The sequence below is a fragment of the Actinoplanes sp. NPDC019969 genome, from assembly GCF_055562375.1.
Genome location: NZ_JBVHFK010000001.1, coordinates 854,491 through 878,196, shown reverse-complemented (window position 1 = coordinate 878,196; position 23,706 = coordinate 854,491). Strand labels below are relative to the sequence as shown.

18 protein-coding genes are annotated in these 23,706 nt (G+C 71.1%); 10 read left to right on the top strand and 8 right to left on the bottom strand.

Annotation, left to right across the window (positions count from 1 at the left end):
• Window positions 1–6: 6 nt before the first annotated feature.
• A complete protein-coding gene (locus ACZ3II_RS04180) occupies window positions 7–2,418 on the bottom strand; it encodes a transglycosylase domain-containing protein (protein ID WP_465516136.1) in 2,412 nt (803 codons plus the stop codon).
• 310 nt (window positions 2,419–2,728) lie between these two features.
• On the opposite strand from ACZ3II_RS04180, the gene ACZ3II_RS04175 reads away from it, so the two are divergent.
• Window positions 2,729–3,031: a WhiB family transcriptional regulator gene (locus ACZ3II_RS04175; RefSeq protein WP_043533057.1), complete on the top strand. Its 303-nt coding sequence runs from the start codon at window positions 2,729–2,731 to the stop codon at window positions 3,029–3,031.
• A 9-nt stretch (window positions 3,032–3,040) separates the two neighbouring features.
• Here the strand turns inward: ACZ3II_RS04175 and bagB are convergent, their stop codons facing one another.
• From bagB to ACZ3II_RS04160, 3 genes are read right to left on the bottom strand one after another with little or no spacing between them, the layout of a single operon-like run.
• On the bottom strand, window positions 3,041–4,168 hold the full coding sequence (gene bagB, locus ACZ3II_RS04170; protein ID WP_465516607.1) for an ATPase BagB: 1,128 nt from the start codon (window positions 4,166–4,168) through the stop codon (window positions 3,041–3,043).
• Between the two features lie 43 nt (window positions 4,169–4,211).
• Window positions 4,212–5,171: an ATPase BagA gene (gene bagA, locus ACZ3II_RS04165; protein WP_465516135.1), complete on the bottom strand. Its 960-nt coding sequence runs from the start codon at window positions 5,169–5,171 to the stop codon at window positions 4,212–4,214.
• A gap of 23 nt (window positions 5,172–5,194) precedes the next feature.
• Window positions 5,195–5,989 (bottom strand): Rv0361 family membrane protein, encoded by a 795-nt coding sequence (locus tag ACZ3II_RS04160; RefSeq protein WP_465516134.1) that lies wholly within the window; start codon window positions 5,987–5,989, stop codon window positions 5,195–5,197.
• 135 nt (window positions 5,990–6,124) lie between these two features.
• On the opposite strand from ACZ3II_RS04160, the gene ACZ3II_RS04155 reads away from it, so the two are divergent.
• From ACZ3II_RS04155 to ACZ3II_RS04135, 5 genes are all read left to right on the top strand, one after another.
• Entirely contained in the window at window positions 6,125–6,283 is a 159-nt protein-coding gene (locus ACZ3II_RS04155; RefSeq protein WP_152629122.1) for a DUF4177 domain-containing protein, read from the top strand.
• Window positions 6,284–6,342: 59 nt separating this feature from the next.
• Complete coding sequence (locus ACZ3II_RS04150) at window positions 6,343–6,771, top strand: RidA family protein (RefSeq protein ID WP_465516606.1); 429 nt, start codon at window positions 6,343–6,345, stop codon at window positions 6,769–6,771.
• 95 nt (window positions 6,772–6,866) lie between these two features.
• Entirely contained in the window at window positions 6,867–7,664 is a 798-nt protein-coding gene (locus ACZ3II_RS04145; protein WP_465516133.1) for an MBL fold metallo-hydrolase, read from the top strand.
• The gene (locus ACZ3II_RS04140) at window positions 7,661–11,260 is read left to right on the top strand and encodes an adenylate/guanylate cyclase domain-containing protein (protein ID WP_465516132.1); all 3,600 of its coding nucleotides are present in this window, start codon (window positions 7,661–7,663) and stop codon (window positions 11,258–11,260) included. The genes ACZ3II_RS04145 and ACZ3II_RS04140 overlap by 4 nt, the downstream gene beginning before the upstream one ends.
• Window positions 11,261–11,291: 31 nt before the next feature.
• Window positions 11,292–12,290 (top strand): serine/threonine-protein kinase, encoded by a 999-nt coding sequence (locus ACZ3II_RS04135; protein WP_465516131.1) that lies wholly within the window; start codon window positions 11,292–11,294, stop codon window positions 12,288–12,290.
• Between the two features lie 642 nt (window positions 12,291–12,932).
• Here ACZ3II_RS04135 and ACZ3II_RS04130 read toward each other — a convergent pair.
• From ACZ3II_RS04130 to ACZ3II_RS04115, 4 genes are all read right to left on the bottom strand, one after another.
• Window positions 12,933–15,977 carry a M4 family metallopeptidase gene (locus ACZ3II_RS04130; protein ID WP_465516130.1) on the bottom strand — a complete coding sequence of 1,015 codons (3,045 nt, stop codon included), beginning with the start codon at window positions 15,975–15,977 and terminating at the stop codon, window positions 12,933–12,935.
• Window positions 15,978–16,027: 50 nt separating this feature from the next.
• Window positions 16,028–18,034, bottom strand: coding sequence for an acetyl/propionyl/methylcrotonyl-CoA carboxylase subunit alpha (locus tag ACZ3II_RS04125; protein ID WP_465516129.1), 2,007 nt, complete (start codon window positions 18,032–18,034; stop codon window positions 16,028–16,030).
• A gap of 11 nt (window positions 18,035–18,045) precedes the next feature.
• On the bottom strand, window positions 18,046–19,392 hold the full coding sequence (locus tag ACZ3II_RS04120; protein ID WP_465516128.1) for a carboxyl transferase domain-containing protein: 1,347 nt from the start codon (window positions 19,390–19,392) through the stop codon (window positions 18,046–18,048).
• Window positions 19,393–19,553: 161 nt separating this feature from the next.
• A complete protein-coding gene (locus ACZ3II_RS04115) occupies window positions 19,554–20,231 on the bottom strand; it encodes a Crp/Fnr family transcriptional regulator (protein WP_014447921.1) in 678 nt (225 codons plus the stop codon).
• A gap of 205 nt (window positions 20,232–20,436) precedes the next feature.
• On the opposite strand from ACZ3II_RS04115, the gene ACZ3II_RS04110 reads away from it, so the two are divergent.
• Genes ACZ3II_RS04110 through ACZ3II_RS04095 form a run of 4 tightly spaced genes read left to right on the top strand, consistent with a single transcriptional unit; the run spans window position 20,437 to window position 23,701 of the window.
• Window positions 20,437–21,621, top strand: coding sequence for a CapA family protein (locus tag ACZ3II_RS04110; protein ID WP_465516127.1), 1,185 nt, complete (start codon window positions 20,437–20,439; stop codon window positions 21,619–21,621).
• Window positions 21,622–21,639: 18 nt separating this feature from the next.
• Window positions 21,640–22,449 carry an endonuclease III gene (gene nth / locus ACZ3II_RS04105; RefSeq protein WP_465516126.1) on the top strand — a complete coding sequence of 270 codons (810 nt, stop codon included), beginning with the start codon at window positions 21,640–21,642 and terminating at the stop codon, window positions 22,447–22,449.
• Window positions 22,446–22,991, top strand: a complete 546-nt coding sequence (locus ACZ3II_RS04100) for a TlpA family protein disulfide reductase (RefSeq protein WP_465516125.1) — start codon at window positions 22,446–22,448, stop codon at window positions 22,989–22,991. The genes nth and ACZ3II_RS04100 overlap by 4 nt, the downstream gene beginning before the upstream one ends.
• Complete coding sequence (locus ACZ3II_RS04095) at window positions 22,988–23,701, top strand: NUDIX hydrolase (protein WP_465516124.1); 714 nt, start codon at window positions 22,988–22,990, stop codon at window positions 23,699–23,701. The genes ACZ3II_RS04100 and ACZ3II_RS04095 overlap by 4 nt, the downstream gene beginning before the upstream one ends.
• Window positions 23,702–23,706 lie beyond the last annotated feature (5 nt).

Genomic DNA, 23,706 nt, shown 5'->3' with positions numbered 1-23,706 from the left:
CCGGCGTTACCGCCCGCCGGGCCGGTTCGGAGTGCTCGTCCCCGGACCTGGCACCTGCGGCTGGGCGCCCTTGCCGTTGCTCACTTCGATGGAGACCGCGCCGCCCTTGATGGTGCGGCCCGGCGGGTTGGTGCCCGCAGCGGTGCCCTGCGGGCACGTGGAGTCGACACTGGCGCCGATCGAGACCTCGAACCCGGCGTCCTCGACCTCGTCGCGGGCCGAGGAGAGCGACTCGCACTCCACGTTGGGGATGGACCGCTGGTCCCCGTACGCGATCTTGTCGTTGCCCGGCTTCTTGAACTGGACCTTCGGCTTGCCGGCCATGTATGCCGCCAGCGTGTACTGCACCGCCGGGTTGATGATGTCGTGGTCCATCTGGTTCTTGTGCTCCGGATAGTCCGGGTTGGCCATGTAACCCGCGACGACCAGCGATGTGGTGCCGGCAATCAGCGAGGCGGTCGCCGAGCCGTCGGTGGTGCCGGACTTGCCGAAGACCGGGTGTTCGACGATGCCCCTGGTGGGCCGCGCGGTGGCGCCGTTGCAGCTGCCGAGCTGGGCCGAGTCGCCGACCGGGCAGCGGGCCGCGTCGAGGGCGGCACGGGCCACGTCCCGCGAGGTGGCGGCGATGCAGTGCGGCTTGCCGACGTCGATCTTCTCACCCTCGTTGGTGGTGATCTGCTCGATCGGGGTGGGCACGCAGTACTTGCCGTCGGCGGCGAGGGTCGCGTACGCGTTCGCCATGTCGAGCGGGGTCGAGGCGGTGACACCGAGCGAGAACGCGCCGAAGCTGGCGGCGCCGCCCTCCTTGGTGGTCATCTCGGCTTCCTTCGGCTCGCGGAACTGCACGCCGAAGCGTTTGGCGACCGCGATCACCTTGTCCGACCCGACCCGCTCCTGGAGCGGGATGAAGTACGTGTTGATCGACTTCGCGAAGGCGGACCACATGGTGTAGATGCCCTCACCGCCGCCGCCCGAGTTCTTGGGGCAGTAGTACCCGTCGCAGGACGCCGGGCCAGGGCCGACCGGATAGCCGGACTTGTAGATCTTCGGCGCGTTGATCGTGTAACCCAGCGGGTAGCCGGCTTCCAGCGCGGCGATGATCGGGAAGATCTTGAACACCGAACCGGCCTGGTAGCCCTTGATGTCCCCACCGCCGGTGAGCAGCGGGTTCGTCGTGTTCGGGTGGGTGCCCCGGATCTTCTTCGCGGCCTTCTTCGGGTCCGAGGAGATCTTGTTCTGCGGGCGGGCCGGGTCGTCGAGCTTGTACTTCCGGTTCGCCGCGAGAAGCCGCACCTTGCCGTTGCCCGGCTGGATGCCGGCCAGGAGCACAGCGTCCGGGCTGGCGTCCGGCTCGCGCTTGACGGCCTGGTCACGCGCCGCCTGCTGGCCCTTGAGGTCGAGGGTGGTGACGATGCGGTAGCCGCCGCTCTTCAACCGGCGCTCGCGGTCGTACGTCGTCGCGCCGAACGCCTCCTGGCCCAGCCACCAGCGGTGGAAGTAGTCGCAGAAGAAGCCCCAGTGGTTCTTCGCCACCCAGGCGCAGCCGCGGCCGACCTGCTTGACCGTCGACGGCACCTTGATCTTCTTGGCGTCGTCGGCCTGCTTCTGGGTGATCGCGCCCATCGCGACCATGGCCGGGATGATGTAGTTGTCCCGGCGGGCGGTGATGTCCGCCCGGCCGGCCGACGTGGTCGGGTTGAAGGCGCTCGGCGCCTTCACCATGCCGGCAAGCATGGCCGCCTCGGCGACGTTCAGGTCCTTCGGGCGCTTGTTGAAGTAGACCTGGCTGGCGGCGAAGACGCCGTAGGCCTGGTTGCCGAACGGCGCGATGTTCAGGTAGCGCTCCAGGATCTGGTCCTTGGTGAGCTCCTTCTCGATCTGCAGCGCGTACTTCATTTCGGTGATCTTGCGCTTCGGGCTGTCCTCGGTCGCGTCGATCACCTCCTGCGGGTTGGTCGCCGAGTAGGCCAGCGACATGCGCACGTACTGCATCGTCAGGGTCGAGGCGCCCTGCTGGGCGCCGCCCTGGTTGTTGCTCACGAAGGCCCGGGCGACACCTTTGAGGTCGACGCCGTTGTGGTCGTAGAACTTGCGGTCCTCGGCGGCCAGGATGGCGACCTGCATGTTCTTCGCGATGTCCTTCAGCGGCACGTCGCTGCGGAACTCGTCGTAGAACTGGGTGAGCAGAGTCTTGCCGTCGGACGCGTAGACCCGCGTGATCTGCGGCGAGCTGAACTCTTTGAGCTCGCTCGGCAGATTGGCGAACGTCTTGCCGCCCGCCTTGGCCGCGAGCCCGGTCATCGCCGCCGCGGGGAATGCTGCGGCGGCCACGACCACGCCGGCCAGCAGGCCGCAGACCAGTAATGAGGTCGCGTTCGTGAAGATGTTGTGATCGCGTCGGCGAAACCAGGAGGTCACCCGAGCAGGGTACGCGACGGATGCACGTGACCGCCTGTCGAGAAGGCTTGCCTCGCGCCTTCCAAGTGTGACCTGTCACCCCTTTTGGCGGAGCGTTTTTCGGCTTCTGCACCAAAGATACCCCCGTTCGGCCGAGGTTCCACAGCCGCTATGCCCGGAACTACCGGCCTATACGTATTTGAGGGACAACGTTGCGTAATCACCCAACTACGGAGCATGATGGTGCGGCGAGACACGGACGCCGGTCAGGCATGGGGGAACAGGGGCCGGCCGGCGTCAGGGGGTGTGACAGCTAGGGGGGACTTTTACCGTGGGGATGATCAGCGACTGGCCCAGCATGGCGGCGTGTCAGAGTGGCGACCCTGACGCGTTGTTCGTGCAGGGCGCCGAGCAGAACGTGGCGAAGCGGATCTGCCGCAGCTGCCCGGTCCGCTACGAGTGCCTCGCCGACGCGCTGGACAACCGCATCGAGTTCGGCGTCTGGGGAGGTATGACGGAGCGGGAGCGGCGGGCTCTGCTGCGGCGGCACCCGCATGTGGCGAGCTGGCGGAAGATGTTCGAGGCCGCTCTGAAGGAGAAGGGCGCCGACAAGGTGCTCGTCTCCACGCACTGATCGCTCTGGTCAGGCGAGCAGCGATCCGATCGTGCGCAGCCCGTCGACGTCGTGGACGTCGGCGGGCTGCGCCGCGATCGGGACGGCCGGAACTGCCGGGAAGGACTCGGTGAACCCGGCTGCGACAGCGGTCTCCCGCTCCGCCTGGCGCAGCAGCCCGGCGTGGATGCGCAACACGTCAGCGGTGATCAGCTGGTCGCCCTCGGCCTCCAGCCGCTCCGCCGCGGTCTCGCTCTCCTCGGGCGTCAGCCCGGCCGCCTCGGTGCTGTGCATCCGGTTGAGGACCAGGCCGGCCAGCGGCATCCGCTCCGCCACCAGCCGCTCCGCGAAATAGGCGGCCTCCCGGATGGCATCCCGCTCGGGCACCGCGACCAGCAGGAACGCGGTTTGCGGGTCCTGCAGGATCCGGTACGTCTGATCGGCGCGCTGCCGGAACCCGCCGAACATCGAGTCGAGCGCCGCCACGAAACCGGACAGGTCGGTGAGCAGCTGCGCGCCGAGGATCTTCTGCACGGTCTTGGAGAACAGCCCGAACGAGGCGGTGACGAGGCTGAACACGCTGCGGCCGCCGGTGCGGGCGGGCGCCAGCAGCATCCGCAGCATCCGCCCGTCGAGAAAGCGGGACAGCCGGGCCGGCGCGTCAAGGAAGTCCAGCGCCGAACGCGACGGCGGGGTGTCCACGACGATCAGGTCCCACTCGTCGCCGGCCCGCAGCTGGCCCAGCTTCTCCATCGCCATGTACTCCTGGGTGCCGGCGAAGGTGGAGCTCATGGCCTGGTAGAACGGGTTCGCGAAGATCTCGGCGGCGCGTTTCGGCGTGGTGTGCTGCTCGACCACCTCGTCGAAGGTGCGCTTCATGTCCAGCATCATCGCGTGCAGCTCGCCGCCACCACCCTCGGCGATGCCCTTGACCTGGCGAGGTGTGTTGTCCAGCTCGTTGAGGCCCATCGACTGGGCCAGCCGGCGGGCCGGATCGATGGTGAGCACCACCGTGCGGCGGCCGTGCACCTCGGCCGCGCGCAGACCGAGAGCCGCGGCCGTGGTGGTCTTGCCCACCCCGCCGGCGCCGCAGCAGACCACGATGCGGATGGCCGGGTCGGCCAGGAGAGCGTCGACGTCGAGCCGTGGAGCCGTCACATCAGCCACCGTTTCAGGTTAGTGCGTCTTGATCGGACGAACGTCACGATCGGCCCCGCATCAGCAGCCCGGCCAGCTGGTCGAGGGCGGTCCGGTCCACCCCGTCCGGCAGCAGGGGCAGCTCGATCGACGGGCGGCCCACCTCGGCCAGCTCCATCCGCAGCGACTCCTCCAGCTCGCGCCGGGTCAGGTGGGCCTGTGCCTCGGCGGCCAGCTGGGTCACCGTCGCCGGGCCGGCCGGCAGCCCGGCCGCGGTCAGTCCCCGTTTGATCTCCGCCTTGGTCGCCCGGCCACCGGCCAGCAGGGGCGGGCGGGCCCCGTTCACCACGATCCGGCCGACCGGGATCTTCAGCGCGGTCAGCTCGGCGATCGCGTCCAGGGTCTCCTGGACCGGCATCTCCTCGAGCAGTGTCACCACGTGCACGGCGGTCATCGGTGAGCGCAGCAGGTTGGCCACGCCCTCGCTCTGTGTCTTGATCGGACCGACCTTGACCAGCCGCGCGGTCTCCTCGGTGACGTTCAGGAAGCGGCCCACCCGGCCGGTCGGCGGGGCGTCCAGCACCACCGCGTCGTAGACCCGGCGGCCGTTCGCGGTCCGGGTGGTGGCCTCTTTCACCTTGCCGGTGAGAAGCACGTCACGCAGGCCGGGGGCGATCGTGGTGGCGAAGTCGACGGCGCCGACCTTGCGCAGCGCCCGCCCGGCGGCCCCGAGCTTGTAGAACATCGCGAGGTATTCGAGGAGGGCCTCCTCGGGGTCCACGGCCAGCGCGCGGACCTCACCGCCACCGGCCGCGACGGCCACCCGCCGCTCCGCGTAGGGCAGCGGCTCCAGGCCGAACAGCTGGGCGATGCCCTGCCGGCCCTCCACCTCGACGAGCAGGGTGCGCCGGCCGCCGGCGGCCAGGCCCAGCGCCAGGGCCGCGGCCACGGTGCTCTTGCCGGTCCCGCCCTTGCCGGTCACCACGTGCAGCCGCTCCGGCCAGTCGCGCTGTTCATCGCCCATGGGATCCACGGTACGGCGGGGTGTCAGCCGGCGACCTCACACACCAGCCAGCCGGTCTTACGGACGACGGTGAAATGGAGATCCTGGGCGGCGGTCTTCTCGTCCTCGGTCGACATCACCAGCCGGACGTCCACGCTCGCCGTCTCCTCGTCACGGCCGGCCACGGCGGGCTCGTCCCAGCGGAAGACCGGTCCCTGGTAGCCGTCCGCGTACGACCCGATCTGCTCCACCCGGGCGGCGAGTTTCGCCTCGTCGCGGGCTTTCGCGCAGACCAGGTCCCGCGCGGCGGTCGCGTCCTGTTGCGTGTAGACCGCGGTCAGGAACCGGTTGACCGCGGTGACCGGATCCGCCGAGCCGGGGTTGTCGGCGTCCCTGAGCAGGTAATACGCCGAGACCGCGCCGCCGCTGCAGAGCGCCAGGGTGGCCACGAACGCCATCGACAGGAAGATCGTCGACCGGCGCCGCGGGTCGGCCGCCGGTGGCAGGCCGGGCGGCGGCCCGGCCCAGATCGGCTCCGGTTGCGGCTGGATCTCGGCCGGTGGGGAGTGCTGGTACGCCAGGTGGGCCGGTGGCGGGTGCTGCCACTCGCCGGGTCTCTCGTGCCGGGCGTGCCACGGCCCGGTGGGCGGCGGCTGGTGCCAGACCGTGGTGGCCGATATCACCTCGGCCGGCACCACGGGATGCTCGGCGGTGTCGTGATCAGCGGCCGCGTGCGGCGGCTCCGGCACCGGGATCGGCTCCTCCGGCGGGATCGGCATCGGCGGGTCGGGCTCCGGTGACGGGGGCGGCTCCGGGTGGCCGCCCACGGCGTGCGTCATGTCATCCTCCGCTCATCGCATTCAGTGATGGCATGCATGCGCTACGTGCTCGAATCCCGCTCAGCCTAACCAACGGCGGACCGCCCCGCGTCCTAAGCTGTGCCGGTATCCGACGAACAGGGGAGTACGCAAGCCATGCAGAAGTGGGAGTACGTGACCGTGCCCCTGCTGGTCCACGCGACCAAGCAGATCCTCGACAACTGGGGCGAGGACGGCTACGAGCTGGTCCAGGTCGTCCAGGGACCGAACAACCCGGAGCAGCTGGTCGCGTACATGAAGCGGCCCAAGCAGTGACGACGCCCGCTCCGATCGCCGGTGAGGGGGCCGTCGACGCGTACGCGAAACTCGCCGAGATGGGCCTGACCCTGCCGAAGGTGGCGGCGCCGGTCGCGTCGTACGTGCCCGCCGTCCAGTCCGGCAACATGGTCTACGTCTCCGGCCAGCTGCCCTTCGTCGACGGCAAGCTGCCGCAGGTCGGCAAGGTCGGCGCCGAGGTCAGCGTCGAGGAGGCGACCGGGCTGGCCCGGCTGTGCGCCCTCAACGCGCTGGCCGCGATCGAGGCGCTGGTCGGCCTGGGCCGGGTCGTCAAGATCGTCAAGGTGGGCGGGTTCGTCGCGTCGGCGCCGGGCTTCACCGCCCAGCCCGCCGTGATCAACGGCGCGTCCGACCTCTTCGCCGCGGTGCTGGGCGAGCAGGGCCGGCACGCGCGTGCCGCGGTGGGGGTCTCCGAGCTGCCGCTGGGCTCGCCGGTCGAGGTCGAGGTCATCGCCGAAGTGGCGTGATCTTGCGGTGGTTCGGCCGCATTTGCTCACCGATGGTGACCGGATCGGACATCGTGTCTCCAAGAACGGTGCCGAGCCGACGTACGATTCGGGGCATGGGGGGTGCTGAGCCCGAGTCGGCCGAGGTCGACCGGCTACCGGGTTGGGTGACGCTGCTGCGGGCGCCCAACCCGGGGCCGATGACGCTGGACGGCACGAATACGTGGATCTTGCGGACGCCCGGCTCCGACCGGGCCACCGTGGTCGATCCCGGTCCGCTGGACGAGGGGCATCTGCGCCGGATCGCCGAGCACGGGCCGATCGAGCGCATCCTGATCACACACGGTCATCACGACCACGTGGAAGGCGCCGCCCGGCTCTCCGAGCTGCTCGGCGGGGCGCCGGTCCGGGCCGGATCACCGGTGCACTGCCTGGGCGGTGAGCCGTTCGACCCCAGCGAGTCCCTCGACGGGAACGGGCTGGAAATACGAGTGCTGCAGACTCCGGGGCACACCAGCGACTCGGTGTCCTTCCTCGTCGAGTGTGAGAGTTCTGCCGCGATGTTCACCGGTGACACCATGCTCGGGCGCGGGACCACGGTGGTGGCCCCGCCCGACGGCGACCTCGGGGCCTATCTGGGCAGTCTGGAGCTGCTCACCGCGTACCCCGAGGTGTTGATGTTGCCGGGCCACGGACCGGCCCGCACCGACACCGCCGAGCGTGCCCGCTTCTATCTGAATCATCGCCGGGAGCGGCTGGCGCAGGTCGCCGCCGCCATGGCCGCCGGCGCGGACACGCCCGCGGCCGTCGTCGACCTGGTCTACCCCGACCTCGATCCGGCGCTGCGGTTCGCCGCCGAGTGGTCCGCCGCCGCCCAGCTCGACCATCTGCGCAAGATCCAGGGAACGCCGTGACCTGCCCCGTCTGCGGGACCGTCCCGGTTCCCGGCGCCCGCTTCTGCCACCACTGCGGGGCGGCGTTACCGGTCGCCGCCCAGTTGCCGGCCGCCGAGCGGCGCATCGTCACGGTGCTCTTCGGCGACCTCTCCGACTTCACCTCGTTCTCCGAGGACCTCGACCCGGAACGGGTCGGCGCCGTCACCGACCGGGTGCTGGCCTCGCTGGCCGGCGCGGTCAAGACGTTCGGCGGGCACGTCGACAAGCTGACCGGCGACGGGATCATGGCGGTCTTCGGCGCCCCGGTGGCCCACGAGGACGACGCCGAGCGGGCGGTCCGGGCGGCGCTGAGCATGCAGCGGGCGGTCCGCCGGGTGCTCGACGACGAGCGGGGCGGCGGCGCGCCGCTCGGGCTCCGGGTCGGGCTGAACACCGGTGAGGTGGTCGCCGGCGTGCAGGCCGGCATCGAATACACGGTGATCGGCGACACGGTGAACACCGCGGCCCGGCTGGCCGACGCCGCCGCCGTGGGCGCGGTCTACGCCGGTGAGCGGACCAGCGCCGGCACCCGGCACGTGGCCTCCTGGCGGCAGTTGCGGCCGCTGCGGCTCAAGGGCAAGCGGGAGCCGGTGCCCACCTACGAGCTGCTCGGCCTGCACGACGCGCCGGGCACCCGCTCGGGCGTGGGTGACGAGGCGCCGTTCGTGGGCCGGGAGGCCGAGCTGGGCCGGGTCTCCGGCGCGCTGGCCGAGGCGATCGACGCCGGCATCCCGAAGATCATCGTGATGACCGCCGAGGCCGGGATCGGCAAGTCCCGGTTCGCCGGTGAGGTCAAACGGCTCGCCACCGGCTACTCCGGGCACGGCGCCCGGGTGCTGCGGGTGCGGTGCCGCGCCTTCGGCGAACGCCGGCGGTACGCCCCCCTCGCCGACATCGTCCGCAAGGCCGCCGGCCTGCCCAAGGACGTCGCCACCACGGTCGCCCGCACGGTCGTCGAGGAACGGCTGCGCAAACTCGGCGGCCGGCTCAACGTCACCCTGGACACCGACCGCCTGCTGGTCCTGCTCGGTTACGGCGAGGCCCCGGACCGCCCGGTCGGCCCGGCCGCCCCCGCCGACTGGCCGCCGAGCGCCAAACGCACCGACGCCGAGGCCATCGCGGTCGCTGTCGCCGACCTGCTGAACGCGCTCGCCGCCGAGGAACCGCTGGTGGTGATCGTGGACGACCTGCACGACGCCACCGACACCACGCTCGACGCGATCGGCCGCACCACGAGCCGGCTGGAGGGCCCGGCCGTCGTGCTGCTGCTCGCCCGCCCCGAGTTGGTGCGGGCCTCCGGCGCGATGACCCGGCTCGCCGACGCCGAGGTGCACAACCTGCCGCCGCTGCGGGGCGCCGACGCGTCCCGGCTGCTCACCTCCTACCTCAGTGGCGGCAAGCTGCCCCAGCCGGACAGCGACCGGCTGCTCGCCACCGCCCAGGGCAACCCGTTCTACCTGGCCGAGATGGTCACCCTGCTGATGGAGCGGGGCGCGCTCACCCCGGCGATCGGCGCCAACGCGGCCGGGCGCTGGCAGCTCGCGGCCGGGTCGCTGGGCAGCCGGCTGCTCTCCCGCGACCTGGCGGCCGTGCTCGCCGCCCGCATCGACGCGCTGTCCCCGGAGCCGCGGTCGGTGCTGCGGGACGCCTCGGTCGCCGGGACGACGGTGCCCAGCGGCGTTCTCGAGGCCTTGCAGGAGCGGCGGGTGGTCGCCGACTCCCGGCCCGACGTGGTGGTCGCCGTCGAGCTGGAACGCGCCGTCGACGAGCTGCTGCAGCGCCGCATGCTGCACCGGTCGCGGGGCGGTTTCCAGTTCACCACCCCGCTGATGCGCGAGGCGGCGTACGCCGGGATCGGTAAGGCCGACCTGGCCGAGCGGCACGCCTACCTGGCCGCCTGGGCGGCTCCCGAGACGGTGGACCGGCCCGGTCACGACGGCGCGGTCCGGCTCAACCTGACCGGCGGTGAGCGGGACGCGTTCATCGCCACCCACGCCGAGCACGCGATCGAGCTGGCCGACGCGGTCCGGTTGCGCCCGGACGCCCCGGCCCGCGAGGTGGCCCCGCTGGGTGTCGCCGCGCTCGGCCGGATGGCCCGGCGGGCGCTGGCCGACATCGAGCCGGCCGCCGCCCTGGAGTACGCCGAACGCGCCACCACCCTGGCCAAGGGCGACCTGCCGCTGCCCGACCAGCTGGTGCACGCCCGCGCGCTGCTGCGCCTGGGCCGGGCCGAGGAGGCGCTGGCGTACGGGGAGAAGATCGCCGCCGCCTCCGCCGGGGAGCCGGTGTGCCGGGCCGAGGCGATGATCGTGGTCGGCCGGGCCTACGAGGCGCTCGGCGACTCCGGCCGGGCCGTCGCAGGCTGGCAGGAGGCCCTGGAGATCGCCACCGAGGCGCAACTGCTGCCGGAGCGGGCCAACGCGATGCGCCGCCTCGGCATGGCCGACTTCCTGTCCGGCAAGCTGAGCCAGGCGAGCAGCCGGTTCGCCGCCGCGTACCAGGTCACGCTCGCCGCCGGGGACCGGCACGGGCAGGCCTGGGCCCTGCAGAACCTGGCCTGGGTGACCACCACCCGCGGAGACTTCGCCGGCACCGACGCGGTGCTCGGCCGGGCGGCCCGGCTCTTCGCCGAGCTGGGTGACCCGGTCGGCCGGTCCTGGCTGCGCGGCACCACGGCGTTCGCCCGGCTGCTGGCCGGCCGGCTGCAGGAGGCGCGCCGGCTGGCCCGGCTGTTCCTGCCGTTCGGTGACCGGGTCGGCGAGGGCTGGGCGGTCGGCACGCTGCGGGTCGTCGAGGCGTACGCGGCCGCCGAACTCGGCGATCTCGGCGCCGCCGACGGGCAGGCCCGCCGGGCGTACCGGGAGTTCCTCGAGGTGAACGACGACTGGGGCTGCGGGCTGGCGCTCGTCGTGCGCGGTGCGATCGCCCGCGGGCTGAACGAGCCGGAACACGCCTACGACCTGCTCACCGACGCCCTGGGGTACGCCGACCACACCGGTCACCCGCTGCTGCTCGGAATGGCCGGGACCCTGCGCGGGTTCGTGGCGCTGCAACGCGGCGACCTGGAGACGGCGGAGGCCGACGCGCGGCGCGTGATGACCGCCGTCGAGCCGCACAATCCGCTGGCCCCGGCGCAGGTCGGCCCGCGGGTGCTGCTGGCCGAGGCGCGGATGCGGGCCGGGGACGCGGGGACGGCGATCGGGCTGCTGGCGCCGATCGCGAGTGACACGTCGCAGCCGTCGTTGCTGTTCTCCCGGCGGCACGCGCTGGCGTCGTACGCCTCCGCCCTGCTCGCCGACGGGCGGGTGGAGTCCGCCCTGACCTGGATCGACCGGGCGAGCGAGGCGTCCGCGGAGGACGTGCGCAGCGGGGTGATCTCGGCGATGGTCCGGGCCCGGGTGCTGGCCGCGGCGGGCCGGTGCGAGGAGGCCCGGGCGGCGGCCGAGGAGGCGGTCCACCAGGCGTATTCGACCGAGCAGGCGAGCGAGCGTGCGGCGGCCGAGGAACTGCGGGACACCCTCGCGGTGACCGTCGTCGAGGAAACTGTCGCGTACGCGTCCGACGTGCCCGGATGATCTCCGCAGTGGCTGGCGTATTTTCTATCTCGTGACGGAGACTCCGCCTGGCGCCCTGCCCGTACCATACGTGCCGGGCATGTCCGGTTTGTCAGTCATGGCCCGAGGTGGATATGCCACCGTCTATCGGGCCACCCAGGACTCCGTCGGCCGTGAGGTCGCCATCAAGGTCGAGAACCGGACCCTCGACAACGCCCGTGACCAGGCCCGATTCCTGCGCGAGGCAAGGGCTGCCGGGCGCATGTCGTCGCATCCGCACGTGGTCGACCTGTTCGACGTGGGCGTGACCGTCGACCAGCACCCGTACCTGATCATGGAGCTCTGCGACGGGTCGTACCTCGATCGCATGCGTGTGTCCCCGCTCACCGCTGCCGAGACCCGGGACGTCGGCATCAAGATCGCGGACGCGCTGGTGCACTCGCACGCCAACGGTGTCCTGCACCGCGACGTGAAGCCGGCGAACATCCTCTACTCCGAGTTCAACGCGGCCGTCCTCGCCGACTTCGGCCTGGCCGTGCTCGGCGAGATGCGCGACTCCTCGGTCACCCTCGAGGTGCTGACGCCCGCCTACGCGCCGCCGGAGATGTTCCGCCACGACAGCCCGTCCGGCGCCGCCGACGTCTACGCGCTCTGCGCCACCCTCTACGCGGTGATGAACGGCCGCCCGCCGCGCTGGGACTCCAACCGCAGCCCCAGCATTCTCACCCTGATGGACCTCTTCAACCACCCGATCCCGGACCTTCCGGGCGTGCCGCGTCAGCTCACCGACGTGCTGCGCTACGGCATGAACAACGAACCGTCCGCCCGGCCCTCCGCCGAGGAACTGCGCGACCTGCTCAACAACCTGCACCTGGACCCGAGCCAGCCACAGCCGCCACCGACGGTCTACCGCACCACCCGGGTCAACCACGTGCCACCGCCACGGCCGCGCCCGATCCCGCCGAGCACGCCCACGCTCGACGAGACCCCCACCGTCCACAACAGCCCGAACCGCAAGAACTTCTTCCAGAAATGGTTCTTCGGGGGCTGAAAACCCTTCCCTGGTACGGGTAACGGCCGCGAGGTTACTGCCCGGTCAGGGCCGTGACGCGGCCACCGGGCCGAATGCGATGGTCACCGCTACCCCGTCGCCTTACGGCAGGCCTCCGGCTCACGGTCACCCCCGATCGCGAGCCGTCGCCGAGGCGGGTTTTGGGGTTCGGGAGGCCTGGCTGGCGTACAGCTGGCGTTCTGGTTGCGGTTGTCCCGCGTCGTCAGCCGTCGCTGAGGCCCGTTATGGGGGCAGGGAAACGTGGGTGGCGTACGGCTGACGCCTTGGCTGCGGTTGCCCCGCGCCGCGAGCCGTCGCTGAGGCCGGTTATGGGCGCCGGGAGGCCTGGCTGGCGTACGGCGGGCGGTCGGGTTGCGGTTGTCCCGGTCGTCAGCCGTCGCTGAGGCCGGTTATGGGGGCTGGGAAGCGTGGCTGAGCGGCGGCTGGCGAACTGGGGGTGGCCGGGACCCGTGGGACTGCCGTGAGCGGGTGGGGTAACGGTGCGGGCCGCATTCGGCCCGGTGGCCGCGCTGTGGTCCGGACCCGGCAGCCACACCTCGCGGGGGCGCCACGGGGCGGCCGGTTACCCGTACGACGAAAAAGAGGCGGACCGGAAGGATCCGGCCCGCCTCTCTCACGGGATCAGCTTGCTTTGACGGTGAAGTTCCCGCTGATGCCGGTGGCGTTCTGGGCGCCGCCGGCGACGACGACCCGCAGCGTCCAGGTGCCGCGGGTGAAGGCGCGCGAGAACGAGTACGCGCCGTTGCTGTACATCCGGGTGGTGGCCAGGTCGACCCAGCGGCCGCCGACCGCGTGTTGCAGGGTGACCAGGGTGCCGGCCCGGGCGGGCTGCCCGGAACCGCCGATCGCGATCTTCTGCCCGGCCTTCGGGGCGGCGGTGGCGGCCTTGGCCGAGACGGCGTAACGAACCGCGATCCACGGGGTCGGAGAGGTGGCCGGCCAGATGCCGCGGGCGCCTTCGAAACGGAGCCGGTAGGCGGTCGTGACCGTGGGCCGGACCGAGGCCTGCCAGGCGCCGTTCGAGTACAGCTGAACCGCGGTCACCGGGGTCCAGGTGCTGCTGCCGGCGGCGAGCTGCTCCAGCGATGCGGTGTTGTTGGTGACCGGTGATCCGTCTCGGAGAACCTTGCCGCTGAGCGTGACCGCCTGACCGCTGCTGATCACGGTCGTTGACGGGCTCAGGGAGACGGTGGCCGGGGTCATCGTGACGGTCTTCGCCGCCCCGTCACCGGCCTTGCTCGTCGCGTGCACGCTGAAGGTGTAGGTCTGCCGGGGGTCGAGTCCGGAGACGGTGTGCGACTTGACGTTGGCTTTGACCTTGGTCTCGCTGCCCGGGGTGACCCGGATGACGTAACCGGAGTTCGCCGAGGTGCCGGTCGTGTAGGTCGGCGGCTGCCAGGTCAGGATGGCGACGCCGGCGCCCTCGGGGATGACGGTGACGTTGTTCGGCTCAGTCGGCACCGTGGCCGGGAGGATCTCCCAGTCGATCGAGGCGGTGGCCTGGTTGCCGTCGGGGTCGGTGCCGGTCAGCACGGTGGTCCCGGAACCGGCCTTGGTCGGGATGCCGATGACGCTGGCGACGTAGAGGCCGCTACCGGAAACCGGCTTCGGAACCGATAGTTCGAGGCCCTCCGGCAGGCCGGTGGCGGTCACCTTGAACGCGTCCCACGCCTGGGCGTGGAAGTCCGGCTCCTCGGTGAACGTCGCACCGAAACCGCGGAAGACGGGGTTCTCCGCGTACCCGCTGAAAGTCGGGGCGATCAGCTTGACGATCGGCGGTCCCTTGACGACGAAGAACAGGTACGTGTAGTCGCTGTTGCCGTCCGGGTCGGTGACGGTGATCTTGCTGAGCGGCCGTTCCCTCGTCGTGGGCGTACCGCTGATCAGGCCGGTCTCGTCGATCGACAGGCCGGTGGGCAGGTCGGTGGCGGTGAAGGTCAACTGCTGGTTCTGCGGGTCGGTGGCGCTGGCCTGGAGCCGGACCGGCTTCCCGATCTCGACGGCCACCATGCTGTTCGGGAACGGCTTGATGTCCGGGGTGCCGTAGGGGGCCAGGGAGCTGTCCACGCCGACGGTGAGCCAGGCGGCGTCGACGGTGCGCTGCTCGACGCTGTCGGCGCCGTAGAGGTCGGCGGCCGCGCGCAGGGTCGCCTCGCGGGCATTGGCGTAGTTGGCGTTGGAGATCAGGTACAGGGTGAGCGCGCGGTACCAGATCCGGGCGGCCTTGTCGGCGCCGATTCCCGTCACCGGTGCGGCGGTCCCGCAGGGCTTGCTGTCGCCCCAGGGGGAGGCGCCACTGCCGACGGCCAGGTTGTAGAAGAACTTGTTGCCGATGCCGGACGAGTAGTGCACGTCCAGGTTCTTGGCGGTCGCCGTCCAGCAGGAGACGGACTTGCCGTCCTTGCTGGGTTCGTCCATCCACCGCAACGGGGTGCCGTCGAGCCGGATCTTCTCGCCGATCGTGTAGTCCGGCTTGTCGGCCGGGTTGGCGGCGTAGAACTCGACCAGCGTGCCGAAGATGTCGCTGCTGGCCTCGTTGAGGCCGCCGGACTCACCGGAGTTGACGAAGTCGGCGGTGGCGTCGGTGAGACCGTGCGCCATCTCGTGGGCGACCACGTCGACGGGCGTGAAGGGTTTGCGGGTGGCCGGGTCGCCGTCACCGAACACCAGGCACTTGCAGATCCCGCTCCACCAGGCGTTGTTCTGATTGACGTACTCGTGGACGTAGGCGGTCGTGCCCTTGCCGTCGTTGAACAGGCCCGTCCGGCCGAACATGTCCTGCAGGTAGTCCCAGGTCTTCGCCATGCCGTAGAGCGCATCGACGCCGGAGGAGGCGCGATCGAGGCGGGTGCCGTCACCCCACGCGTTGTCCGCGTCGACGAACTCGGCGGACTCCCCGATCCCGTAGTAGTAGTCGTTGTTGAGCGCGTCACGGACGGTGATGCCGCCGCGGTCCGGGTCGGTCAGCGTGTAGCTGCCGTCCGCGCGCTTGGTGGTGCTGAGCTGCACCTCGCCGACGTGCAGGCCCTTCCCGGTGCCCTGCTCCGCGGCGTCCACGGTGTCGTAGGACAGCCGGATCCTCCCGGTCGTCGCATCGACCACGACCGCCTTCTCGGCGCTGGTGACCTGCCAGGCCAGCGCGGGCTTGCCCGCGAAGGCGTCGACGATCAGCCGGGCCTCGACCTTGCCGCGGAGCTTGGCGGTCCTGATCGCCTGCTCCCGGCTGATCTTCGCCGTCGCCGGGACGTCGATCACCTGGTCCTGGCCCACCGTCGCGTCCCGGAAGTTGCCGGCCGCGTCGGAGTGGACCACGAAATCCCCGCCGAGCACGGGAAGTCCCTGGTGGGTGCGCTGGAACCGGACGTGCTGGTCACCGTTCGCATCCACGGTGGTGTCGACCGGCTGGAACTCGTCCTCCGGCGCGGACTTCACCGCGGCGCCGTTACGGCGTACCTCAGCCTGTGCCTTCTCCGCCGTCTTCTCCGGCGTCGGCGACTTCGCCTGGGTGGTCCGCGTCTCCTCCTGGGAGGTCTGCGGCGCGGGTTGCTGCTGCTGTGCCGGCCGCGCGGTCGTGTCGTCGTTGTCCTCGGCGATCGCGCAGCCGCCACCGGTCAGAACCAGTGTGGCAGCAAGCGCGATCAGGGTACGGCGATGCCGTACTGCCATGCGTCTGTCCCCCGTCGATAATCGATGACGGTGGAACGATACCGGTTCGTCTACTCCGGATCGAGTACTGCGAGAAGTTCTCCGGTATCGACTTCGGCCCCCGGCTGCACCGGCAGCGAGGCGACCACCCCGGCGGCCGGCGCGTGCACCGGGTGCTCCAGCTTCATCGCCTCCAGCGTGAGCAGCAGCTCACCAGCGCGAACGCGCTGCCCGGGCACCACCAGGACGCGGCGGACGGCCCCCGGCAGCGGGGCGATCAGGGAACTCTCGGCGGCCTCCGGAGCGGGCAGCGGGAATCGCGAGATCTCCCGCAGCGCCACCGACCCCTCCGGACTGTCGACATAGGAGACATCGCCGACGCGGTGCACGTGTACGGCCAGCCGGATGCCCTGCACGTTGAGGACCACCCGGCCGCTGCCGGCCTGGACCACCACCACCGGTGGGTGCTCGTCGGCGACCGGCGCCTGCCCGAGACCGGCCAGATCCAGCTCCTCGGGGTCGATCGCCCGCACCCACCAGCCGGCCAGCTGACCCTCGCGGTTCATCCGGTAACCGACCTCGACCGGGCCGGTGGGGCCGTCGTACACCGCGGACTGCGAACCGGACGGGACGTTGCGCCAGCCCGACGGCAGCGAACTGAGCACCGGCGCGGCGGCCCGCCGGGCGGCCGCCCCGGCCAGCGCGGCGGCCAGGCAGGACAACCGGACCGCGTCGACCGAGGAGAGCAGCGGGGCGAACACCTCCGGGTGCCGGTCCAGGAATCCGGTGTCCACGTCACCGGCTCGGAACGCGTGGTGCCGCAGCACCCGCACCAGCAGGTCCCGGTTCGAGACCACACCGTGCAGATGGGTACGGGCCAGCGCCGACGCCAGCATCCGGGCGGCCTCCTGGCGGCTCGGCGCCCACGCGATCAGCTTCGCCAGCATCGGGTCGTGGTGCATGCCGATCACCGAGCCGTCCGCGACCCCGGCGTCCAGGCGCAGGCCCGGCTGCGGGAGCGGGCGGAACTCGCCGGCGATGTCCGGCACCGCGAACCGGTGCAGGGTCCCGGCGGCCGGGAGCCACGCGTACGCCGGGTCCTCGGCGCAGATCCGCACCTCGATGGCGTGCCCGCGGATCGGCGGCGGGCCGGGCATCGGCACACTGCCGCCCTCGGCCACCAGCAGCTGCAGCCGGACCAGGTCGTAGCCGGAGACGCATTCGGTGACCGCGTGGTCGGCCTGCAGGGTCGGGGTGAGCTCGAGGAACCAGAAGTCGCCGCGGGAGTCGAGCAGGAACTCGACCGCCCCGGCGCCGACGTAGCCCAGCGCGCGGACCGCGATGATCGCCGCCCGGCACAGGTCCTCGCGCAGGGCTGGGTTCACCGCCGGCGACGGCGTCTCCTCGACGATCTTCTGGTACCGGCGCTGCACCGAGCACTCCCGCTCACCGAACGGGATCACCGCGCCCTGGGCGTCGGCCAGGATCGGCACCTCGATGTGCCGGACGTTGCTCACGTACGGCTCGCAGAAGACCTCCCCGCCGACCTCGCGCCGGGTCGAGGCGACCGCCTCGGCCAGCGTCGAGGCGTCCCGGACCACCCGCATGCCGGCGCCACCGGTACCGGTCGCCGGCTTGATCAGCACCGGGAAGCCGGGCACCTGGTCCGGGTCGGTGAACGTCGGCAGGACCGGCACCCGGGCCTCGGCAACCAGCTTCTTCGTCTCGATCTTGTCGGTCAGGGTGCGCAGGGTCGCCGGTGGCGGGCCCACCCAGATCAGTCCGGCGTCCACCACCGCCTGCGCGAAGCGGGAGTTCTCGGCGAGCACGCCGATCCCCGGGTGCACAGCGTTCGCCCCGGCCCGCTGGGCGGCTGCGATCAAGGCGTCGGCCTGCAGATACGTGGCCGACGGGGTGTTGCCGGGCAGGTGGACCGCGTAGTCGGCCTCGATCACGTGCGGCGCATCGGTGTCGGCGTCGGAATAGACGGCGACGGTCTCGATGCCGACCAGCCTGCAGGTGGCGAACACCCGGCGGGCGACCTCTCCACGGTCGGCCACCAGAAGTCGTCGGATCACTGGTCTACCTTTCAAGATCGGAACACGCCGACGTGTCCGGCGCCCTCCACGGCCGCGCTGTGCACCGCGGAGAGGCAGAGGCCGAGGACCGTACGGGTGTCGCGGGGATCGATGACGCCGTCGTCGGCTCTGCTCGCGCCGGCGGACGGCCAGCTGAAACGGAACCGGGCTTCGTCGGTGCGCTCGGCGACGACGTCGCCGACGGTGAGGACCAGGTGCGGCACGGTGGAACGGCTGATCGCGTGCGCCATCGGGGCGTCGTGCCGGGCGTCGTTCTCCTCGTCGGCCGGCGCCCCGATGTGCCGCAGGAACAGGACCGGGGTGGCCGTCGCGTTCGCCAGGTGCAGGAAGTGCACCACCTTCTGCGCCTCGACGGCCGAACAGGACCGGCTGGGTACGGCGAGCACGCCGAGCGGATATCCGTGCAGCTCACCCCAGCCGGCCGGCATCGCGGCGCCGTGGCCGGGCTTGAACTCGTCGAAGTCGCTGTCGTCGAGGACCCGGGCGAACACCTCACGCGGGTCGAACACGTCCGGCCCGGCGGCGGCCACGGTCAGCAGATCCTCCGCCTCATGGCGGGGCGGGCGCGGGCGGGTGGTCCGGGGCGGCGGGCCCTGCTTGCGCCAGTTCAGCCGGCGTACGGCCTGCCGGGCCAGCCGCAGCCCGTCCCGTTCGTCCTCGGCGAGCTGGTCGGCGGGTCCGTCCGGGCCGGCCGGGACGACCGGGGTGGCGCGCACCTCGACACCGGCGTGACCGTTTATCGGCTGCGGGTGGATGGTCAGGACCTTGGCGTGACCGCGTACCCGGATCGTGTAGTCGGAGAGGGCCGGCAGATAGGCGGCGTCACCGGTGGTCGCGCCGAACACGACGCAGATCGACGGGACCCGGTCCGGGGGGAACAGGCCACCGGACGTGCCGTTGTCGCCGGCCGACTCGACCAGGTTGACCATCGGGAGCCGGTTGACCGAGGCGATCGCGGTGGCCCGCCGGATCTTCTCAGCGGTGTACGGGTTGACCGCACCCTCTTCCACTGTCGGATCGTTCGCCACCACAACGCACTCGACACCCTCGACCACGCCGATCCCGGTGACCACGCTGGCGCCCACCGGGTACTGCGAGCCGCGGGCCGCGACCGGGCACAGCTCCAGGAACGGGCTGTCCTGGTCGAGGAGCATCTCGATGCGTTCCCGGGGCAGCAGTTTGCCGCGGGCGTGATGGCGGGTCACGTACTTCTCGCCGCCGCCCGCCCGCGCCTCGTCGAGGGCGGACTCCAGGTCGGCGAGGCGTTCCAGGGTGGTGCTGCGACCCTCCAGATAGGCGGGATCGCGCGGGTCGAGCGCGGTGTCGAGCACGGTCATCCCGCCACACCCCTGCCTGCCTTCAATGCCGCGCCCTTCCCTGTCCACGCCGGTGCCTCTCGGCCACCTCGGTAACGAGTGGCCGTGGGGATGCGACACGGACCGGTGGAACGGCACGATTAAGGGGCCGTCGGTGAGGACGGCCCCTTATAAGCGGCGGGTCAGACGCGGGCGCGGCGGGCCAGGCGCTCCGGGTCCAGGATGATCACGCTCTTGCCGTCGAGGCGGAGCCAGGCGCGCGACGCGAAGTCGGCGAGCGCCTTGTTGACCGTCTCCCGGGACGCGCCGACCAGCTGGGCCAGCTCCTCCTGGGTGAGGTCGTGCGTCACCCGCAGCACGCCGCCGTCACGGGTGCCGAAGCGGCCCGCCATCTGCAGCAGGTTCTTCGCCACCCGGCCGGGGACGTCGGTGAAGATCAGGTCGGCGAGCGCGTCGTTGGTGCGGCGCAGCCGGCGGGCCAGCACACGCAGCAGCTGCTCCGCGATCTCCGGCCGGTTGTTCAGCCAGGGGCGCAGCGACGACTTCTTCAGCCGGGCCAGGCGGCTGTCGGTCACCGCGGTCGCGGTGGCCGTGCGCGGGCCGGGGTCGAACAGGGAGAGCTCGCCGAGCATGTCGGACGGCCCCATGATGGAGACGAGGTTCTGCCGGCCGTCAGCGGCTCGGCGTCCGAGCTTGATCTTTCCGGACAGAACGATATACAGGCTGTCGCCGGCCTCGCCCTCGTTGAAGACGACGTCGCCCTTGCGGACTTCGATCGTGTCCATCTCTTTGGCGAGCGCCTCAGCGGCTTCCGGGTCTACACCCTGAAAGATTCCGCTCCGGGCCAGTACCTCATCCATCGCCGCACCTTTCGAAAACGCGCAACGTCTGCGCTCGATCAGTCTAGGCGCACGCGGGCGGGAAACGGGCGGCCACCCCTTGATCCAGATACTGGACGGTAACAAGATTGCCATCTCCGCCGGTGACAATTCGGCGGTCCGGTCATATCAGGACGGGCCTTTCGTCTGTCGATCCGCTTGCGGGCCGACGGTATCGTCCGCGTCGATGAATCCGCACCCCCTGTCCCACCGTAAGAAGCGGCCTGCGCTTGCCGTCACCATTGCCGCCTCTGTCCTGATCGGAACCGGTTTGGGGGGATGTGGTCTGATTGGTTCCGGCGACGACGAGCCGGTCTGGACCGCCCCCGCCGCCACCGGCAAGCCCGCCTCGTCAGCGAGCGGCGCCCCGGGCTCGTCGCCCGTCGAGGAGTCCGCCCAGGTCGAGTCGATCAGCCTGTCCGCCACCGGCGACATCATCATGGGCGACGCGCCCAACAAGCTGCCGGCCCGCGACGGCGCCGGGTTCTTCGACTCGGTGGCCTCCAGCCTCGCCGCCGACCTGGTCATGGGCAACCTGGAGCAGCCGCTCACCGGCGACACCGGCACCTCGAAGTGCGGCACGCCGAAACGGCCCAACTGCTTCGCCTTCCGGTCCCCGCCGAAGTACGCGCAGCACCTCAAAGAGGCCGGGTTCCAGCTGCTCAACACGGCCAACAACCACTCCAAGGACTACGGCGTCCAGGGCTACAAGAACACCGTCGAGGCGCTGGAGACGGCCGGGCTCGAGCACACCGGCGCCGAGGACCAGATCACCGTCGTCGACGTCAAAGGCGTCAAGGTCGCGGTGGTCGGCTTCTCGCCGTACGCCGGCGCCAACAACCTGAACGACCTCGACGCCGCCGCCGCGATCGTGACGAAGGCCAAGGGCCAGGCGGACCTGGTCGTGGTGCAGGTGCACATGGGCGCCGAGGGCTCCGACAAGTCACACGTGAAGCCCGGCAACGAGCTCTACTTCGGGGAGAACCGCGGCAACCCGATCAAATTCAGCCGTACGGTCATCGACGCCGGCGCCGACCTGGTCGTCGGGCACGGGCCGCACATCCTCCGCGGCATGGAGTTCTACCAGGGCAAACTGATCGCCTACAGCCTGGGCAACTTCGCCGGTGGCGGCCGCACCCTGTCCCGCACCGGTGACCTGAAGTACTCGGGCGTCCTGCACGTGTCGCTCACCAAGGACGGCACGTTCGCCGGCGGCAAGTTCGTCTCCACCTACCTCAACGACAACGGCGTGCCGACCCGGGACAAGACGAACGAGCGCGGCCGCAAGATGGTCGCCGCGCTGTCCGCGGCCGACTTCGGCGCGACCGCGGCGGTGATCGGGGCGGACGGGAGCATCAAGGCGCCGGCGTGACCGACGTACTCTTTACCGGTGACCCGACCCCCCGCCTCTCTCAAGCGCTTCGCTGGTGAGACGGACCTCGGCCGCAAGCGCCGGGCCCGCCGGATGGCGCGGGTGCTCACCGAGACGCACCCCGACGCGCACTGCGAGCTCGACTTCACCAACCCGCTCGAGCTCGCCGTCGCGACCATCCTGTCCGCGCAGACCACCGACGTCCGGGTCAATCAGGTCACGCCCGAGCTGTTCCGGCGCTACCGGTCGGCCGCCGACTACGCCGCGGCCGACCGCGCCGAGATGGAGGCGCTGCTCCGGCCCACCGGCTTCTTCCGGGCGAAGACGAACTCGCTGATCCGCCTCGGCCAGGAGCTGATCGACCGGCACGACGGGCAGATCCCGGGCAAGCTCGACGACCTGGTGAAACTGCCCGGCATCGGCCGCAAGACCGCCAACGTGGTGCTGGGCAACGCGTTCGGCGTGCCGGGCATCACCGTCGACACCCACTTCCGGCGGCTCACCAACCGGTTCGGCTGGGTCGACGAGCAGGACGAGGTGAAGATCGAGTTCCTGGTCGCCGACCTGATCGAGAAACGCGACTGGACCATGCTGTCGCACCGGGTGATCTTCCACGGCCGGCGGGTCTGTCACGCGCGGACGCCGGCGTGCGGGGCGTGCACGCTGGCGACCATGTGCCCGTCGTACGGGACCGGTCCGACCGAGGCGGCCCCGGCGGCGAAACTGCTGAAGGGGCCACGGGCCCGCGATCTGGCCGCGGCCGCCGGCGTCGACCCCGGCCTGGTGCCGGCCGCCGCCGTACTGACACCGGAGGAAGACCCGGTATGAGACGGCTGCTCGCGGCGATCACCGCTGTCCTGCTGCTGTCGGGGTGCACCGCTGCCGTCGAGCCGGACGAACCGGAGATACCTTCCCCGTTCGCCTCCTGTGACGACCTCACCGGCTCGACTGTATCGGAAATTTCCGATATCTCCCTCGCATGCTTCACCGGCGGTGCTCAGATCCGGCTGCGTGACCTGCGCGGACCCGCGGTGATCAATCTCTGGGCGTCCTGGTGCGCACCGTGCCGTGACGAGCTTCCGGTCATGCAAGGGCTGGCCGACCGGGCCCAGGGCCGCTTCACCGTCATCGGCGTGAACACCGGCGACAGCCGCAACAAGGCCGCCAGCTTCGCCGCCGACAGTGGTGTCACCTTTCCGACGCTCTTCGACCAGGAGAAGCGCCTTCTTGGTTCGCTCGGTACGACGATGTTGCCTGCCACCGTGTTCATCGACGCCGACGGGAGGATGGACGTGCATCGTGCCGCCATGGACGTCGACCAGGTGATCGAACAGGTGAAGAAACACTTCGGCGTTACGGTCGTGCGATGAGTCGAGGTGTGGTGCTGGGACGGCCGGACGGCCTCCCGGAGTGGTTCGATCCGCTGCTCGCCCGGGTGGCCGAGTGCCGCACCGAGGACTTCACCACCCTGCGCGCCCCGGTCGGTGGCGGCGGCCGGGCCAGCGCGGTCCTGGTGCTGATCGGCGAGGACACTCCCGGGGAGCCCGATCTGCTGATCCTGCAGCGGGCCGCGACCATGCGCAACCACGCCGGCCAGCCCGCCTTCCCGGGCGGCGCCACCGACCCGGAGGACGCCGACGCCCCGGCCACCGCGCTGCGGGAGGCGAGCGAGGAGGTCGGTCTCGACCCGTCGTCGGCCGAGGTGCTGGCCCTGCTGCCGGACCTGTGGATCCCGGTCAGCGGCTTCGTGGTCACCCCGGTGCTGGCCTGGTGGCGCAAGCCGCATCCGGTGCATCCGCTCCAGGTGACCGAGGTGGCGCACGTCGCCCGGTTGCCGATCAGTGAACTCGCCGACCCCCAGAACCGTATCCGGGTGCGACATCCGAGCGGCTGGGTCGGGCCCGCGTTCCAGATCCGGGGGCTGCTCGTCTGGGGTTTCACGGCTGGGGTGATCTCGACGTTGCTGGACATGGCCGGGTGGTCGCGCCCGTGGGAGCCCGGACGGGTGGTGGAGCTGCCCGACGCGGCCGCGCCGGTTCCGGCCGCTCGTGGCGGTGCGCCCGACGAGGTGCTCCCGTGAGCTGG

What these genes read in the sequence shown, in the direction of transcription:
- bagA (WP_465516135.1), bottom strand. Translation starts at nt 5,171, where the DNA reads ATGGGCGATGAACAGCGCGACTGGCCGGAGCGGCTGCACGTGGTGACC.
- ACZ3II_RS04160 (WP_465516134.1), bottom strand. Translation starts at nt 5,989, where the DNA reads ATGACGCACGCCGTGGGCGGCCACCCGGAGCCGCCCCCGTCACCGGAG.
- ACZ3II_RS04155 (WP_152629122.1), top strand. Translation starts at nt 6,125, where the DNA reads ATGCAGAAGTGGGAGTACGTGACCGTGCCCCTGCTGGTCCACGCGACC.
- ACZ3II_RS04150 (WP_465516606.1), top strand. Translation starts at nt 6,343, where the DNA reads ATGGGCCTGACCCTGCCGAAGGTGGCGGCGCCGGTCGCGTCGTACGTG.
- ACZ3II_RS04145 (WP_465516133.1), top strand. Translation starts at nt 6,867, where the DNA reads ATGGGGGGTGCTGAGCCCGAGTCGGCCGAGGTCGACCGGCTACCGGGT.
- ACZ3II_RS04130 (WP_465516130.1), bottom strand. Translation starts at nt 15,977, where the DNA reads ATGGCAGTACGGCATCGCCGTACCCTGATCGCGCTTGCTGCCACACTG.
- ACZ3II_RS04120 (WP_465516128.1), bottom strand. Translation starts at nt 19,392, where the DNA reads ATGACCGTGCTCGACACCGCGCTCGACCCGCGCGATCCCGCCTATCTG.
- ACZ3II_RS04115 (WP_014447921.1), bottom strand. Translation starts at nt 20,231, where the DNA reads ATGGATGAGGTACTGGCCCGGAGCGGAATCTTTCAGGGTGTAGACCCG.
- ACZ3II_RS04110 (WP_465516127.1), top strand. Translation starts at nt 20,437, where the DNA reads ATGAATCCGCACCCCCTGTCCCACCGTAAGAAGCGGCCTGCGCTTGCC.
- ACZ3II_RS04100 (WP_465516125.1), top strand. Translation starts at nt 22,446, where the DNA reads ATGAGACGGCTGCTCGCGGCGATCACCGCTGTCCTGCTGCTGTCGGGG.
- ACZ3II_RS04095 (WP_465516124.1), top strand. Translation starts at nt 22,988, where the DNA reads ATGAGTCGAGGTGTGGTGCTGGGACGGCCGGACGGCCTCCCGGAGTGG.